Source organism: Pseudodesulfovibrio pelocollis (assembly GCF_030282845.1).
Taxonomy (GTDB): domain Bacteria; phylum Desulfobacterota; class Desulfovibrionia; order Desulfovibrionales; family Desulfovibrionaceae; genus Pseudodesulfovibrio; species Pseudodesulfovibrio pelocollis.
In genome coordinates this window covers 18,028-33,656 of sequence record NZ_JASTWE010000016.1, presented here as the reverse complement: position 1 = coordinate 33,656, position 15,629 = coordinate 18,028, and the positions used below count along the sequence as shown (strand labels likewise).

Genomic DNA, 15,629 nt, shown 5'->3' with positions numbered 1-15,629 from the left:
ACGGCCGGTCCGGGCCGGTGAGCGGTGGACCGAGGAAAGGGGAGTTCTGGTCTGTCGGTGAGCGGTGGATTTTCGCCGGGGAGCGCCGAGGCTAGTCCATGCCGCCGGGCAGATCGCCGGAGAGCAGGTCGGCCAGGGTGATGGCGTCCAGCTCGCGTTCCATGGCCCTGGAGGCGCGCTCCCAGGCCGTGCGGGTCAGACAGTCGTCCGAGCGCTCGCAGGCGGTGTCGCAGTCGAGACAGGTGGCGATGTTGGCCGAGCCTTCCATGGTGCGCACGATCTCGCCCAGAGTGATGTCGGAGGGCGGCCTGTCCAGCATGTGCCCGCCGGACGCGCCGCGCACCGACGCGACCATGCCCGCCTGCTTGAGCGGGCGGATGATCTGCTCAATGAAGGGCGCGGTGATGCCGGTGCCCTTGGCCAGATCGGCCGTGCACACGGGCGTGTCGCCTTCGCGGACAGCGAGTTCGAGCAGGAGCCTTGCGGCGTAGCGTGATCGTGCGGAGAGTTTCATGCAGTGTGTTCCCGGTGTCGGGGGTGCGGCAGTCGCAAGGGTTGACCCGGCCGGAACCGTCGCCCGGGCTTCATTCATGAGTAAGACAATCGGGTATGTCCGTCAAGGCGCGTCGTCGCCCGGGCAGCGCCCCACAGCCCGGGCCAAGGCCCGGCTTGAGCGGAGAATCCATGCAGTACGTGGCCCTTCTTGAGCAGGAAAAACGCGGCTATTCCGTGACCTTTCCCGATTTTTCCGAGTGCACGACCTTTGGCGCGGACATGGACGAGGCCGTGGATCAGGCCCACGAGGCCCTGGCCCTGTATGTGGAATTTTTCCTGGAGCAGGGCGGCACGCTGCCCGAGCCCATGACCAAGAAGGCGGTGGCGGCCCTTCCCGCAAGCGCGGGCAGGAAGGCCATCAATGTCACCGTGCTGGCCGAGGGCGGCGATTTCGCAGAGCTTGAGGTGGTCATGCACGTCCACCTGCTTGGCCGCATCGAGAAATATTGCCGGGACAGCGGCATCTCTCCGGCCGATTTCCTCTCCGTGGCCGCCCGTCACGCCCTGCGGGCCGACATTCTGGCCGAATAGCTCATCCCGGCCAAGTCGTACCACGGCAATATGAGTTCCCCAGACAGTGGGGAACTGTCTCCCTGTTGCTAAAAACGTCAATTTTGCCCCTTGCGACCGGGTTGCAGGCTTTTTCGTTTTGGTCTACGTTCCGCTCCCGGGGCAGAGGGCCTGGCGCGGGTCTGGGGTGTGTTTCGCAATGCGAGGCGTTGCAAAAATGTGAATTTCCAGATTTTCAGGCCATGACGAGTCTTTCCCGGATTCACCGGCCGTGGCGGATTCCTGTCGGGTGTTCGAAGACATTTCTAACTGCGGAGTGACTTGAGATCATGTGCCGTTTATTTGCGCTCACGAGCCGCGATCCGGTGTCGCCCATGCGGGCCATCGACGCCCTCAACGTGATGAAGGAGGGGCACGACGGCTCCGGCGTGGGGCTCTACCTTGGCGGACTCGGCGGGCCCTTCGAGGATTTGAAGGACCACCCCATCCTGTCAGGCATATTCACCGAGGCCGGATTGCGTCGCCTGGACGAATACATGGCGGGACAGGGGTTTGAAATCAGGCATGCCGTGCGTTTCGCGCCAAGGTCCGATCCGCCTGCCGGGACGCCCCGGCGCGGCACCTACGCGGCCATCGCCTACGAGTGTCCGGCCGCGTGGGACGAACTGGCCGATGACGAGCGCGGCCGCCGTCTGGTGCGCACCCGGCTCGCGTTGCGCGCCGAGGGCGAGCAGACCGGAGACATGATGGTCTTCTCCTTCTGGCCCGACACCATCATGATCAAGGAGGTGGGCGATCCCCTTGAGATGGGCGCCTACCTGGAACTGGGCCGCGAGGAGCTGCACGCCCGGCGCATCCTGGCCCAGGGCAGGCAGAACACCAACTACGCCATCAATCTCTATGCCTGCCATCCCTTCTTCATCGAGGGCGTGGCCACCATGACCAACGGCGAGAACACCGCCTTCGTGCCCATCCGCGAGTACCTCATGTCGCGCGGGGTGGAGGGCTACTCGGGCTATCAGTCCGATTCCGAGGTCTTCACCCACATCGCCCATTTCTCCACCCGCAGGCTGGGGCTCGACATCCGCGCCTACAAGCACGTCATCACCCCCTTGAGCGACGACGAGATGCGCCAGCACCCTGACAGGGAGTTTCTGCAAAGCCTCAAGCGCTCGTGCCGCAAGCTGATCATCGACGGTCCCAACTGCGTCATCGGCTGCCTGCCCGACGGGACCATGTTCATGGTCCAGGACCGCAAGAAGCTGCGCCCCGGCGTGGTGGGCGGCGACCCCGCAAGCGGCGTCTTCGCCTTCTCCTCCGAGATATGCGGGCTCAACGCCGCCATCCCGGACCGCGACAAAAGCAAAGATTTCCAACCCATGCATCTCGACACCGCAATCGTCGGACCCGATTGCCGGGAGGTTGTCCAATGCTCACAGAACGACCCGTTACCCCTGCAACGCTAGGCGTCAAGGATCTTCCCTGGCAGATCAAATGGGATATCGCCACCTGCACCAACTGCGGCCGGTGCACCGCCGTCTGTCCGGTAAGCGCCATCGAGTTTGGTGTGTTTCGCAAGCGGGAGATCATCGCGCCCATGGGGCTCCAGGCCAGGCCGTCCAACACCTTTTCCGTGTACCACGGCATCCGCCAGCGCACTGACCCGGCCTATGCCTGCATCGGCTGCGCCATGTGCAACATGGTCTGCCCCAACAACGCCATCGAGCCGGTCCGCCAGTACGATTCCACCACCCTGGAGTTCCACAACAACCGGGGCGGCCAGCCGCGCACCCGGGGCGGCCGCAGGAACAGCGGCGAGAGCCTGCTCGACCAGATCAAGTTCATCCGCATCTCCATGCTCACGGACCCCGCCCTTGACGCGGGCCGCCACGAGTTCGACATGCGCACCCTGCTCGGCCGCGTGCTCTCCCCCGAGGACGAGCTGCGCTGCCAGCGCGAGAACGGATGGAAGCCGCCCGTGCGCGAGATTTATCCCCTGGTCATCGGCGGCATGTCCTTTGGCGCGCTCTCGCCCAACATGTGGGAGGGCTTGCAGATGGGCGTGGCCTACCTCAACGAGGAACTGGGCATGCCGGTGCGCATGTGCACGGGCGAGGGCGGCTGCCCGCCGCGTCTGCTGCGCTCGCGCTTCCTGAAATACGTCATCCTCCAGATCGCGTCCGGCTACTTTGGCTGGGACGAGATCATCCACGCCATCCCGGAGATGAAGGAAGACCCCTGCGCCATAGAGATCAAGTACGGCCAGGGGGCCAAGCCCGGCGACGGCGGCCTGCTCATGTGGTACAAGGTCAACAAGCTCATCGCGGCCATCCGCGGCGTGCCCGTGGGCGTCAGCCTGCCCAGCCCGCCCACCCACCAGACCCAGTACTCCATCGAGGAGTCCGTGGCCAAGATGATCCAGTCCATGTCCATGGCCTGGGGCTTTCGCGTGCCGGTCTATCCCAAGATATCCGCCTCTTCCACCTCCCTGGCCGTGCTCAACAATCTGGTGCGCAACCCCTACGCGGCCGGGCTGGCCATCGACGGCGAGGACGGCGGCACGGGCGCGGCCTACAACGTGTCCATGAACCACATGGGCCACCCCATCGCCTCCAACCTGCGTGACTGCTACAAGGCCCTGTGCGTTGCCGGCGCGCAAAACGAGATACCGCTCATCGCGGGCGGCGGCATCGGCAAGCACGGCAACCTGGCGGCCAACGCCGCAGCGCTCATCATGCTGGGCGCGAGCATGGTCCAGATCGGCAAGTACGTCATGCAGGCGGGCGCTGGCTGCGTGGGCAGCGAAAAGGACCGCTGCAACGTCTGCAACATCGGCGTCTGCCCCAAGGGCATCACCTCGCAGGACCCGCGCATCTACCGCCGCCTGGACCCCGAGCAGGTGGCCGAGCGGGTGGTGGATTTCTACCTCGCCTTCGACACCGAGCTGCGCAAGGTCTTTGCGCCCCTTGGCCGGTCCACCTCGCTGCCCATCGGCATGTCCGACGGCCTGGGCATCGGCGACAGGGACGTGGCCGAGCGGCTCGACATCAAATACGTGATCTAGGCTCCGGCGAGCACGGGAGTTCAAATAATGGCACAGAGAATACATCGCATCAGTGGGCACGACCACGGGGTCCGCGTCGATTCGCGCATCCTTGAGGAGCGCATCCAGCGCGCCGTGCGCCAGGGCGCGCGCAGGCTGGAGGTGGAGGCCGTGGGCCAGCACGGCATCGGCGGCAGGCTCTGGATATCCAGAGAGGAGCCCATCCACGTCACCATCACCGGCTCGGCGGGCCAGCGCATCGGCTCCAAGGGCTTTCCCGGCACCACCATCGAGGTCATGGGGCCCATCTCTGACGACGTGGGCTGGCTCAACGCGGGCGCGGAGATCATTGTCCACGGCCACGCCAGCAACGGCGCGTGCAACGCCATGGCTCAGGGCAAGGTGCTTGTGGCGGGCAACCTCGGCGCGCGCGGCATGACCATGACCAAGACCAACCCCCGTTTCGATCCGCCCGAACTCTGGGTCCTCGGCTCGGTGGGCGACTATTTCGCCGAGTTCATGGCGGGCGGCACGGCGGTCATCTGTGGGCACGAGCCCCAGAGTCCGGCCAACGTCCTGGGTTATCGCCCCTGCGTGGGCATGGTGGGCGGGCGTATCTTCGTGCGCGGCCCAATCGACGGTTTCTCCCAGGCCGATGCCGTGATGGAGCCCATCGACGATGCCTCCTGGGAATGGCTGACCGCCAACCTCGCCGAGTTTCTGGGCAAGATCAAACGGACGCGGCTGCTCAAGCGGCTGACCCGGCGCGAGGAGTGGCAGCTCATCCGGGCCAGGACACCTTTTGAGAAAAAGGGCAAGGCGCGCCGTTCCATGGCCGAGTTCCGGGCCGGAGTGTGGGACGCCGAACTGGGCCGGGGCGGCCTCATCGGCGACCTGACCCGCCTCGACCGCTCGCCCATCCCGCTCATCGTTCATGGCGACCTGCGGCGCAGGGTGCCGGTGTGGGAGCACCGCAAATATCTGGCCCCGTGCCAGTCCAGCTGCCCCACGGGCATGCCCGTGCAGGAGCGGTGGCGGCTGGTGCGCGACGGGTTGGTGGACGAGGCCATGGACCTCGCCCTGGCCTATACCCCGTTTCCGGCCACGGTCTGCGGCTATCTCTGCCCCAACCTGTGCATGCAGGGGTGCACCCGCAAGACCGGCGACATGGCCTCGGTGGACATCACCAAGCTCGGCCGCCAGGGATACAAGAGCGCGGCTCCCAAGCTGCCCCCCCTGTCCGGCGGGCGCGTGGCCGTCATCGGCGGCGGCCCGGCGGGCATCTCTGTGGCGTGGCAGATTCGCATGAAGGGGCACGAGGCCGTGGTCTACGACATGGCCGAGACCCTGGGCGGCAAGATCGCCTCTGCCATCCCGGACAGCCGGGTGCCCAAGGAGGTGGTGGAGGCGGAGATCAAACGCGCCGCCGAGGTGCTGCCCCATGTCCACCTGCGCCAGGAACTCAAGGCCGAGGATTTCACCCGGCTGCGCGAGGAGTTCGACTACGTGATCCTGGCCGTGGGCGCGCAGAAGCCGCGCGTCATCCCGGTGCCGGGCCATGAGCGCATCGTGCCCGCCCTGACCTTCCTCAAGCAGGCCAAGCGGGGCGAGGCCCGGCCCGGCAGGCGGGTGGTCATCATCGGCGCGGGCAACGTGGGCTGCGATGTGGCCACCGTGGCCGCCGGACTCGGGGCCGAAGACATCACCCTCATCGACATTCAGGAGCCCGCGTCCTTTGGCAAGGAGCGCAAGGAGGCCGAGGAGGTCGGCGCGCGCTTCAAGTGGCCCTGTTTCACCAAGGAGATCACCGAGCAGGGCGTACTGCTCCAGTCCGGCGAGCTGCTGGAGGCGGATACGGTCATCATGTCCATCGGCGATCAGCCGGACGTGGCCTTTCTGCCCGAGTCCATCGCCCTTGATCGCGGCCACGTGGTGGTCAACAACGATTTCCAGACCACGGATTCCAGGGTGTTCGCCATCGGCGATCTGGTGCGGCCCGGCCTGCTGACCCACGCCATCGGCCATGGCCGTCGCGCCGCCGAGGTCCTCGACGACCTCATGAACAACCGCCGCCCGTGCTCCGACACCCGCCGGATGATCGACTACTCGCGCATGACGCTTGAGTATTTTGACCCGCGCGTGGTGGAATTCAGCGACATGAAACAGTGCGCGGCCGAGTGCTCGTCGTGCGGCGCCTGCCGCGACTGCTACCTGTGCGAGACAGTCTGCCCCCAGTCGGCCATCCGGCGGGTGGAGCTTGCGGGCGGCGGCTTCGAGCGCGTGGTGGACCCGGACAAGTGCATTGCCTGCGGTTTCTGCGCCAACTGCTGCCCCTGCGGCGTTTGGGACATGAAGGAGGCCGCGCCCCTCGAATAGAGGGACCGCCTATTGGTCAAAATGCCAGCAAGGACGTCGGGAGCTTTTTCCGGCGTCCTTTTTGCGTGCTACTGTCCGGTGTAAGCCTGCTGATTCCGGCCGTGGTCGGTCAGGGCGTCATAGGCCCGCTGGCGCGCCTCCAGGGTCTTGAGGGCGGCGTCGCCCAGGGCCTTGACCACGTCGCGGACCGTGGAGCAGTGGAGATCGGTCAGGGAGTTGAGGGTTTCGTCCAGCTCGCGGGCTGTCCGCAGGGCTATCTCGCCGTGGACCAGTTCGTGTTCGGTGAGCCGGTCCAGGTGGTCCTGCCACCAGCGCAGGGTTTCGGCGTCGGGCGAGTCCGCCAGCCGGGGATACTTGTAGACGATGTGCAGGAAGACGGTGGCCTGGTTCATGGTGCAGCTGTCGTTGCGCCGCGTCCAGGAGAATTCGTAGCGGATGGTGGAGTGGGTGTGGGCCTGGAAGGTGCGGCCGTCCTGCTCGATGGGCGACTGGAGCATGAGGTTTTCCGCGATTTCCATGGGCGTGAGGCCGTCCACCGGGTAGAATTCGGTGGCGGTGGTGACCACCACCTCGGCCCGGGCGTGGGCCGCGCAGAGCGTCAGGTTGGCCAGCGTCAGGGCGGCCAGGACCAGGGCGCAAGTGCCCAGTGTTCTTCTCGTCGTGGTCGGCGTCATCATGGGGCCTCGATCAGGTGGACGTGTCCGCGCATATGATCATATCGGCGCGGTCTCGGCAAGGCAGATCGGCAGGTATGGCGCGGCGCGACAGAGGTGTCGGAAGCGAGGCGTGACGCAACAGCCAATCGGCTGTTCACGAGGCTGGTCGCGCCGGAAGCGTGGCCGGGCCGGGTGAACAGCCGTCGGGAATGGCTTGTCTTCCGGTGCCGAGGCAGGACCGGTCAGGCGAAGACCGTGGCGGGCATGTAGGGATGCGCGCCTTCGATGACTTCGATGCCCGCCTTGGCGTGAATCTTGGTGACCAGGTCGTCGTAATAGGGACAGTGGTCCACCAGACATGGGCCGACATGAATCCTGGTGGGCTGCTCGTGCAGGGGCAGGTTCCACAGTTTCACCTGGACCAGCCGCTGGACGATGCTCGTGCCAGGGCAGCCGCCGCAGTTGAGGATGCCGATGATCTCGGCGTCCATGCCCTTGTAGCGATCGAAATACCCCTCGCGGCGGTTGAAGGCGACCATGCACCGCGAGCAGCCGATGCACACGTCGTCCATGGTGTTTCGACAGCCGATGATCAGAATCTTCTCCATCGTGTCCTCCGTGCGCGATCCGGCGGGGGAGGCTTCCGGCTCCCCGCTTCGCGCTGGCTAGATGAATCGCGAAAATATCCCGGCGATTCGCTTTCCGTCGTCCGCGCCCGGGGCGGGCGGGATGGCGGCCAGGATGCCGAGGCCCTCGCTGGCCTCGTGGAATTCCTCTTCGGAGAGCGGGCTGACCACGGCCGTGTTGACCATGGCATTGACCATCATGATGTCGGTCACCAGCTTGAGCGGCTCGGCGTCGGGCAGTCCCTGGTCGATGATGACAAAGGAGGGCGCGCCCGCCCGCACGATCTCCAGGGCGGCCGAGCCGGTGGGCGCGAAGACAAGCTCGCACCCCTTGAGTTGTTTGAGCGGAGCCAGGAACGGTCCCAGTTCCTGGCCGCGCGGGGATGCTATGACGATGAGCATGGTTGTTTCTCCGATGTGTGGCGGATGGGTGATGAGGGGTATGGCGGCACGGCGTTTATCCCGAGTTCCGGCCGCAGCAGGAGCCGGGTCCGGCGCAGCCCGAGTGGCCGGGCGCTGAGCCGCAGCAGCCGGTGTCGCCCGGGCCGGGCCCATGGCCTGGCATGGACGGGGCGCTCTTGCCGGTCAGGGAACTAGTGGCGGACATGGCTCTCTGGGTTTTCTGGCTGCCGCACTGGGGGCACAGCACCGGGGCCGCGCTGTGCAGCACGATGGTCTCGCCGTCATAGCCGCACTCCGGGCAGCGGACGTCGTAGATGGGCATGGCGTTCCTCCCTGGGGTGTCGGCGCCGGGACGGCCCTGTGGCGGGCCGTCCCGGGCGCGTGAACCGCTATTGGCCGCCGCCGCAGGTGTATTCCTGCGAGAAGCGGGGCAGCGAGCCATCGATGAAGGCCCGGATGGCTGCCGAGACCGTGGCCGTGCCGTTACCATGGTAGACGTCGATGCCCACCTGGTGGAAGCCCATGAGCGGGCGCATGCCCATGCCGCCCGCGATGAGCACCTTGACGTTGTTCTGGGCCAGATGGTTGACCGGAGCCATGCAGCCGCCCTGCTGGTGCGGGACATTGGGCAGGGTGCGCACATCCTTGACCTTGCCGTCCTCGATCTCCACGACCGTGTACAGGTCGCAGTGGCCGAAGTGGGCGTCGATGGAGGCGTCCATGCCGCCGGGGGCGACGGTGGGAAGGGCTACGAGGGTATTCATATTCGAGTCTCCTTGGCAGGTTTTTTTGTGTGTTGAATAGAAAAGTTCCGGACGAGCCGCGTCCGGGACCAAAAATTGTCGTTAGGTCGCCTTGTCCGCGTCGAGCAAGGCCAGGGTGTCTGTCCAGGCTGCCTTGAGTGTGGCGGAAAGATCGCCATGTTCGTATTCGGTCACCACCTGCCGGTTGACCATGGCGTCGGTCACGGCCCGGTCGTGGGGAATGCGGCTGATCACCGTGTATCCCTTGCCGGTGCTGTACGACTCGATGGCGTTCGTTTGTTCCGGGTTGATGTCCCACTTGTTGATGATCACCCCGACCTTGACCTTGAATCCGTCGCACAGCTCGGCCACGCGCATCAGGTCGTGGATGCCCGATGGCGTGGGCTCGGTGACGAGCACGGCCAGATTGGTCCCGGCCAGGGAGCTGATCACCGGGCAGCCGATGCCGGGCGCGCCGTCCGAGAGAACCAGCTCAAGGCCGCGTTCCTCGGCGATGGCCCTGGCCTGCCGCTTGAGCAGGGTGACAAGGCGCCCGGAGTTCTCCTCGCCCGGAAAAAGCTGGGCGTGGACCATGGTCCCGAAGCGGGTGTCCGAGACATACCACTCGCCGCAGTGCCGTTCGGGAAAGGCGATGGCCTGTGCCGGGCACAGCTCCACGCAGACCTTGCACCCCTCGCAACGAAAGGGCAGGACGCGATAGGCGGTGTCGGTTTCGTTTTCAGGTCCGGTGATGGCGTGAAACCGGCACAATTCTGCGCACTGGCCGCAGCCGGTGCATGCCTCGGGATTAATGACCGCCTCGTGGCCGGACATGAATTGGTGCTCTGCCAGATGGCGCGGGGTGAGGAGCAGGTGCAGGTCCGGGGCATCCACGTCCAGGTCGCAGAAGATCGCGTCCTCGGCCAGATGGGCAAAGGCCCCGGCGATGGACGTCTTGCCCGCGCCGCCTTTGCCGCTGATGACCACTATCTCGCGCATGCCGCCTCCCTGGCCATGGCGGCCTCGCGCATGTTCCGGCGCAGTTGGCGGAATGTCCCCCTGAGGGGAGCCACGGCCCGGGCCACCACCTCGCCGCGCGAATAGGCCTCGGCCACGGCGCGGTCAAAGGGGATCTCCGCCCAGATGGGGATGCCCTTGTCCGCGCAGAACCGTTGGACCGAGTCGTCGCCGATACCGGCCCGGTTGATGACCGCGCCCATGGGGATGCCAAAGGGCGAGAAGGCCTCCCAGGCGAGCTTGAAATCGTGCAGGCCAAAGGGCGTGGGCTCGGTGACGAGGACCACGCAGTCCGCATCGATCACCGCGCTCACGGCCGGGCAGCTGACCCCGGGCGGGGCGTCCACTATGATGTCGGCCTTGTCGTCTTCGGCAACCATGTCCGCGAACAGGGCCTTGACCTGGCGCATGAGCGGCGGGCTCATGGCCTCGCCCACGCGCAGGCGGCCCATGATGAATCGGACGTTGCCCGCGCGGCCGTGGCAGATCTCGCCGAGCTGTCGTCTGCCGGGCGTCAGCGCGCCTTCCGGGCAGACCGTGAGGCAGCCGCCGCACCCGTGGCACATCTCCGGGAAGATGAGCAGGGTCTGGCCCATGACCGTGATGGCCTTGAACTGGCACAGGGTCGAGCAGGCGCGGCACAGGGTGCATTTGGACTCGTCCGCCTCGGGTATCTCGATGTATGCGGGGTCGGTCCGGTGGATTTCCGGCTTGAGGAAGAGATGCAGGTTCGGCTCTTCCACGTCGAGGTCCACGGCCGTGACCGGGCCGTCCCACAGGGAGACGAGCGACGAGGCCACGGTGGTCTTGCCCGTGCCGCCCTTGCCGCTGGCAATGGCGTAGATCACTTGTTGGCCCCTGCCGGTTTGTTGGGGGCATCGGCAAAGGAGACCGCGCCGGTGGTGTAAAGCCTGACCGCCTCGGCCACGCTGACGTTTTCCACGTCTTGCCCGATGCGGATGCCCGCAGCCGTCAGGGCGGTGAAGGCCTTGGGGCCGACATAGCCGGTGAGCACGGCCTGGACGCCCGCGTTGGCCAGGGTTTCGGCGGCCTGGATGCCCGCCCCCTGGGCCAGGACCTGTGACGCGCCGTTGTCCACATAGGTGGTTTCCATGGTCTCAAGGTCCACCACCACGAATCCGGCTGCGCGCCCGAAGCGCGGATCGACCCGGTCGGTCATGGCCGGGCCTTCGCTGGTGACGGCCAATTTGCGGATGCCGGTATCGGTTGCGGCGCGTTGCCGCGCCTGACCGGCCTGGGCAGTTCCGGAAACGGCGTCAGGCTGCGCGGTCATGCCGCGATTACCGCCACCCATTCCACGACCGCCGCCGCCCATGCCGCGACCTCCTCCCGCTCCACCGACGCCTGCTCCACCTCCGCCGCCCATTCCGCGGCCTCGGCCGCCTGCGCACCTCGGGGTGCCCGACAGTCCCTTGTTCTGTGGCATGATCATTCTCCCGTGTTGCCGTCTTCAGTTGGTGAAGGCGTGGTTTCTTTGTCTGGCGTTTCGCCGGGTGCGGATGGCATCTGGCAGCGGCGTCTGCGCCTGCGTTTGCAGCAGGTTTCGGAAGCGAGCAGGTAGTCGCCGCCGTCCACGCGGATGGCCTTGCCCCCGGATAGGGCCATGGCCACGGTGGTCCGGGCCTCGGTCAGGATGCGGCTCAAGGTCGGGCGCGATACGCCCATCCGCCCCGCCGCCTCCACCTGCTGCATCCGCTCGCCGTCCACGAGCCGGAGGGCTTCAAGCCCTTCCACGGAGAGCACCAGGCTCTCCAGTTCGCGCATGGGAATCCCCTGCGGCTTGTAGAACACCGCGCAGGGCTCCGCCTCGACCATCCGCATTTTTTTCCGCCTGCCCAAACCTTCCCCCTTGTGTGAGCGTGTGTTCATGTGATGATACGACCATGCTTCCGATTGTCAAGCACAAAAATGGGCATATGTTCAAAATAAAACAACCCCTGGTCGGGGTTGAAGATGTACCGTCGGCTCCTGCGATGAGCCGTGAAGCGGGATGAAACGTATGGAGATAAAGAGAGTTGCGGCTTTGCAGCGCGCCTTGAGGCGGGTCGAAACTCCTCCGGCCCGACATGGCGGTCCGTCATGGCGGCCCGGAGGAGTGATGCCCTGGTACCTGGGGCGGGAATCGAACCCGCACAATCCGAGGATTACGAGATTTTAAGTCTCGGGTGTCTACCAATTCCACCACCCAGGCGTGGTCGCGCGGGTGGGCTGGCCTTGCGGTGCCCTGTCCGGCGAGGGTTTCCCCATTATCCCGCAACGCGGAGCGGCGTCAATGGTTTTGCCCGATGGGGCGGGGCGAGGGCTGAGCGGAGAGGGCGGGAAGACGCTGTGATCAGGCAAAAAGAGAGGGCATCCCCGGGGAGGTGGGAATGCCCTCGGAACAATGAGCACAGGGGATGGATGCCTCCTGAGGAGAATGGTGGTCCGCGGAGGTCGCAGTGCTCATTGAACTATGGTCGTGAAATAAGATTCCTATTTTCTCGACTGTATACAATCATCGTTGACCTGACAATTCAATCCTACGCCATGTTGTGCGCGGAGACTATCAACATACCGCAATTGCTGTCCGATTCATGAAAAATTCAGGATTCGGACAATCAATTGAACAGGGCCAGGTAGTTGGCGAAGAGCCGGGGGCTGACGCGAGAGTACTGGTCGAAATCCGAAATGAACTCCAGGCCGGGTATCAGGGCGCGGACCACCGGGATTCCGAGGTCCTTGCGGGTCAGGTCCACATAGGCCGGGCGCAGGCCGTTGGCCGCCAGGGTGGCCTCAAGAACCATCAGGTCGCCCTCGGCGCTGCCGGTGGAAAGGTCGGGCAGGTCCTCGAGTCGTCGCACGTGCAGCCCCTCCGGGGCCGGGCCGCTGGCCGGGCCGGGGTGGGGATACGGCGTTTCGGTCATGGCCGAGAGCAGGGCGGCGCGGCCATTGAGTGAACAGCCCGAGCCCTTGTTGACATCGCCCCTGGGCCCGAGGACCACGGACTTGTAGCAGGGCACGCCAAGCTTGGTGGTCACGTCCATGAACCAGAGGTGGATGCCGTCCGCCTCGTAGGCGGCCAGCAGCCGGGCGATCTCCGGGTCGTCGCTGGTGACGCGGAAGCAGCGGGCCGGGTCGAAAAGCGTGGTGGCGTCGCTGTCGCGCTCCATGGCCTCGGTCAGGGCGGCCACCTTGGCCTCGGCCAGGGTGTTGCCCGAGGCCAGGCCCGTGGACCCGAGGGCCGAGAACAGGGACTGCTCGTCAAGATTGCAGAAGAGGAACACCAACTGGGCGGGCACGAGCAGCGGTGCCGTGCCGCCCTGGCCGTCCGGGGCGTGGCCAGTGAGCCAGTGGAGCTTCTGGCCCGCATAGGGCACTTCAAGGCGCATGGCGCGCAGGTCCAGGGTCTCGGCCTCAAGATCGTCCAACGCGGCGTGGACCAGGGGGTAGTCCGTGGCATAGCCCAGAACCCCCTTGGGGCCGAAGCTGGCGTAGGACGAAAAGCGCTCGGCCATTTCCATGGCATAGGACGCCTCGGCCCGCTCCGGGGTCAGGCCCCGGCCATAGCAGGTCTGGATGCCTTCGAGGCTGTTGTTCATGCGGCCGTTCACGCAGCGGGTCTTGGGCATCCAGTGGCGCAGCCGGGCCACGGGGGAGAGGGACGCCTTGTGCTGCATGGCCGGGCCGAGGAAGGCGTCCGCCTTTTCCAGAGCATTCAGGGCGCGCTCGATGGTCTGGGCCAGGGGGCAGCGGGGATTCTCCGGCGGCAGTCGGTCTGCCAGGGCGCGGCGGGCGTCTGCGGCCGGGACCGGCGCAGGTCGGTCGAGGTCGGCCCGCGAATAGAGGAGAGGCAGCCCGGCCACGTCCGGTGCGGGCAGGGGTGCGAGGTTGAAGATGTTGTCGCAGAACAGCTCGATCCACTGCCGGTGCAGGGGCTGGTCCTCAAGCAGGGCGGAGCGGATGTGGATGGCCGGGGTGTGCGGCAGCAGCCCGGCCGGGTCCAGCCCGTCGAACAGTTGCAGCAGATGGGCCAGCCGGTCGTGACACAGGCAGGCTTCAAACATGATGGCTGTCATGACCGGGTCGGACGCGCCCTTGTCGCGCATGATCTCCCTGATCTGCTTTTCGAGCTTTTTGGGCCGGAATTCCTTGAATCCCTGGAGCACGAACTCGTGCATGAAGTCGTCGTAGGGGAACTTGCGCAGATGGGCGACCATTTCATTGAAGCTCAGGTTCGGTTCGGGCAGGGCGGCGAAGGTTCCCACCCCGTAGTCGGTGTTCATCATTTGCAGTTTGTAGCGCATGGTGGTCCTTCGGTTGATTCCCCTTTCAATTTGCTGGCGATTCGCCGTACATGGAGGCAGCGGCGGCCGGACAGAGAAATCCCGAGTGGTAGGCTATTGTATTGAGGCGACGAGTTCAAGGCGCAAAAGCGCAAAAAGAGGTATCGCGTGATGGACGGGCGCAAAGGTGGCGCATGGCGCGTGGTCGTGATCGGGGCTGCCCTGGCCGCGCTGGGGGCGGCCTCGTGGGCCATGGAACACTGGGGCGGCGGGGCCATGACCCGGGTATTGGCCTTTGTTTCGGACCAGGGCGCGTTCGCCGGGCTGGTTTTCCTGACGATCAACGCCCTGGCCATCGTGTTGCTGGTGCCCCAGTCGCTCTTCACCGTGGCCGCCGGAGCCCTGTTCGGCTGGAAATTCGGAACCCTCTGGGCGAGCCTGGGCATGACCCTGGGGGCCACGGCCGCGTTCCTGGCCGCTCGTCACGGCCTGCGGGGCGTGGTGGCCGCGCGCTACGGCCAGCATCCGGTGTTTCTCGCCATGGAGCGGCTGAGCCGGACCCATCCCCTGCGCGTGGTGGCCCTGAGCCGACTGATTCCCGTGGTGCCGTTCCCCCTGGCCAGCTATTTGCTGGGCATGACCGGGGTCCGGCCGCTGCCGTACGTCTTTTTGACCTGGCTGTGCATGCTGCCCGAGACCATGCTCCTGGCATCGGGCGGCCACTTGATCCACTCGGGTATCACCGGCCGGGCCTCGGCCGAGGCGGCGGTGGTCGTGGTGGTGGCGGGTGTCGGCCTTGCGGTGGTGGCGCACCGGGTTTCCCGGCGTGTGCGCGAGGTCGGGGAGAGAAATTAGCCTTCGACAGACCGGGCCAGCCGCTCCACCCGGGGCAGCATGGCGCGGGCCATGGCCTCCACGCCTGCGGCCGAGGGGTGCAGCCCGTCGAGCAGGGTCAGGTCGGAGTTGCCGAAGTAGGGGGCCAGGATGTCCGGGAACAGGTCGAGCCCGTATTGCTCGGCCAGGGAGGGAAAGATGGTCTCGAAGGCGTCCCGATACTCGTCGTCCTGGGCCAGGGTGGCGGAGATGCCCGCGAGCAGCACCGGGATGGCCCGGGCGCGCAAGGTCTCGATGATGGCGGCCAGGGTCGCCCGCACCGTTTCCACCGGCTCGCCCATGAAGCAATCGTTGGCCCCGAAGGCCACCACGGCCGCGTCGGGCCGGGCGGCGAGCACCTGACGGATGCGGGCAAGCCCGTCCCCGGCGGTGTCGCCTGACACGCCGAAGTTGAGGCAGCGGGCGGGCACGCCACCTTCGCCGAGCAGTCGTTCAAGCACGGCCGGGAGTGCCTCGTCGGAATGCAGGCCGTAGCCTTCGGTCAGGCTGTCGCCGAAGCAGGCAATGCGGACCGGGCCTGCCAC

General features: G+C 66.2%; 17 protein-coding genes and 1 tRNA gene. 5 read left to right on the top strand and 13 right to left on the bottom strand.

Annotated features, from left to right (window positions below; translation table 11 throughout):
* Positions 1–91: 91 nt before the first annotated feature.
* On the bottom strand, positions 92–514 hold the full coding sequence (locus QQS14_RS07530) for an RrF2 family transcriptional regulator (RefSeq protein ID WP_285906360.1): 423 nt from the start codon (positions 512–514) through the stop codon (positions 92–94).
* 170 nt (positions 515–684) lie between these two features.
* Between QQS14_RS07530 and QQS14_RS07525 the strand changes: the two genes are divergently transcribed.
* The 4 genes from QQS14_RS07525 to QQS14_RS07510 all read left to right on the top strand — a co-directional run bounded on the left by QQS14_RS07525 (position 685) and on the right by QQS14_RS07510 (position 6,484).
* Positions 685–1,086, top strand: a complete 402-nt coding sequence (locus tag QQS14_RS07525) for a type II toxin-antitoxin system HicB family antitoxin (protein ID WP_285906359.1) — start codon at positions 685–687, stop codon at positions 1,084–1,086.
* 308 nt (positions 1,087–1,394) lie between these two features.
* Complete coding sequence (locus QQS14_RS07520; RefSeq protein ID WP_285906358.1) at positions 1,395–2,531, top strand: class II glutamine amidotransferase domain-containing protein; 1,137 nt, start codon at positions 1,395–1,397, stop codon at positions 2,529–2,531.
* Positions 2,495–4,129, top strand: a complete 1,635-nt coding sequence (locus QQS14_RS07515) for a glutamate synthase-related protein (RefSeq protein ID WP_285906357.1) — start codon at positions 2,495–2,497, stop codon at positions 4,127–4,129. Before QQS14_RS07520 ends, QQS14_RS07515 begins: the two co-directional genes overlap by 37 nt.
* A 27-nt stretch (positions 4,130–4,156) precedes the next feature.
* Positions 4,157–6,484 carry an FAD-dependent oxidoreductase gene (locus QQS14_RS07510; RefSeq protein WP_285906356.1) on the top strand — a complete coding sequence of 776 codons (2,328 nt, stop codon included), beginning with the start codon at positions 4,157–4,159 and terminating at the stop codon, positions 6,482–6,484.
* A 68-nt stretch (positions 6,485–6,552) separates the two neighbouring features.
* Here the strand turns inward: QQS14_RS07510 and QQS14_RS07505 are convergent, their stop codons facing one another.
* From QQS14_RS07505 to QQS14_RS07455, 11 genes are all read right to left on the bottom strand, one after another.
* On the bottom strand, positions 6,553–7,161 hold the full coding sequence (locus QQS14_RS07505; protein ID WP_285906355.1) for a DUF922 domain-containing protein: 609 nt from the start codon (positions 7,159–7,161) through the stop codon (positions 6,553–6,555).
* A gap of 221 nt (positions 7,162–7,382) precedes the next feature.
* The gene (locus QQS14_RS07500; protein WP_285906354.1) at positions 7,383–7,748 is read right to left on the bottom strand and encodes a CGGC domain-containing protein; all 366 of its coding nucleotides are present in this window, start codon (positions 7,746–7,748) and stop codon (positions 7,383–7,385) included.
* A 57-nt stretch (positions 7,749–7,805) separates the two neighbouring features.
* Entirely contained in the window at positions 7,806–8,168 is a 363-nt protein-coding gene (locus tag QQS14_RS07495; protein WP_285906353.1) for a response regulator, read from the bottom strand.
* A 55-nt stretch (positions 8,169–8,223) separates the two neighbouring features.
* A complete protein-coding gene (locus QQS14_RS07490) occupies positions 8,224–8,490 on the bottom strand; it encodes an FmdB family zinc ribbon protein (protein WP_285906351.1) in 267 nt (88 codons plus the stop codon).
* A 67-nt stretch (positions 8,491–8,557) separates the two neighbouring features.
* Positions 8,558–8,932 carry a NifB/NifX family molybdenum-iron cluster-binding protein gene (locus QQS14_RS07485; protein ID WP_285906350.1) on the bottom strand — a complete coding sequence of 125 codons (375 nt, stop codon included), beginning with the start codon at positions 8,930–8,932 and terminating at the stop codon, positions 8,558–8,560.
* 81 nt (positions 8,933–9,013) lie between these two features.
* Positions 9,014–9,910, bottom strand: coding sequence for an ATP-binding protein (locus QQS14_RS07480; protein ID WP_285906349.1), 897 nt, complete (start codon positions 9,908–9,910; stop codon positions 9,014–9,016).
* Positions 9,898–10,776: an ATP-binding protein gene (locus QQS14_RS07475; protein ID WP_285906348.1), complete on the bottom strand. Its 879-nt coding sequence runs from the start codon at positions 10,774–10,776 to the stop codon at positions 9,898–9,900. The genes QQS14_RS07480 and QQS14_RS07475 overlap by 13 nt, the downstream gene beginning before the upstream one ends.
* A complete protein-coding gene (locus tag QQS14_RS07470) occupies positions 10,773–11,222 on the bottom strand; it encodes a NifB/NifX family molybdenum-iron cluster-binding protein (protein ID WP_285906347.1) in 450 nt (149 codons plus the stop codon). The genes QQS14_RS07475 and QQS14_RS07470 overlap by 4 nt, the downstream gene beginning before the upstream one ends.
* 155 nt (positions 11,223–11,377) lie before the next feature.
* Positions 11,378–11,818 carry a DUF134 domain-containing protein gene (locus QQS14_RS07465; RefSeq protein ID WP_285906346.1) on the bottom strand — a complete coding sequence of 147 codons (441 nt, stop codon included), beginning with the start codon at positions 11,816–11,818 and terminating at the stop codon, positions 11,378–11,380.
* Between the two features lie 235 nt (positions 11,819–12,053).
* Positions 12,054–12,140, bottom strand: a tRNA-Leu gene (locus QQS14_RS07460).
* Positions 12,141–12,546: 406 nt separating this feature from the next.
* Positions 12,547–14,232 (bottom strand): YcaO-like family protein, encoded by a 1,686-nt coding sequence (locus QQS14_RS07455; RefSeq protein WP_285906345.1) that lies wholly within the window; start codon positions 14,230–14,232, stop codon positions 12,547–12,549.
* Positions 14,233–14,382: 150 nt separating this feature from the next.
* On the opposite strand from QQS14_RS07455, the gene QQS14_RS07450 reads away from it, so the two are divergent.
* Positions 14,383–15,066: a TVP38/TMEM64 family protein gene (locus QQS14_RS07450; protein ID WP_285906344.1), complete on the top strand. Its 684-nt coding sequence runs from the start codon at positions 14,383–14,385 to the stop codon at positions 15,064–15,066.
* On the opposite strand, the gene QQS14_RS07445 is transcribed toward QQS14_RS07450, so the two are convergent.
* The gene (locus QQS14_RS07445) at positions 15,063–15,629 is read right to left on the bottom strand and encodes an arylesterase (RefSeq protein ID WP_285906343.1); all 567 of its coding nucleotides are present in this window, start codon (positions 15,627–15,629) and stop codon (positions 15,063–15,065) included. The genes QQS14_RS07450 and QQS14_RS07445 overlap by 4 nt on opposite strands.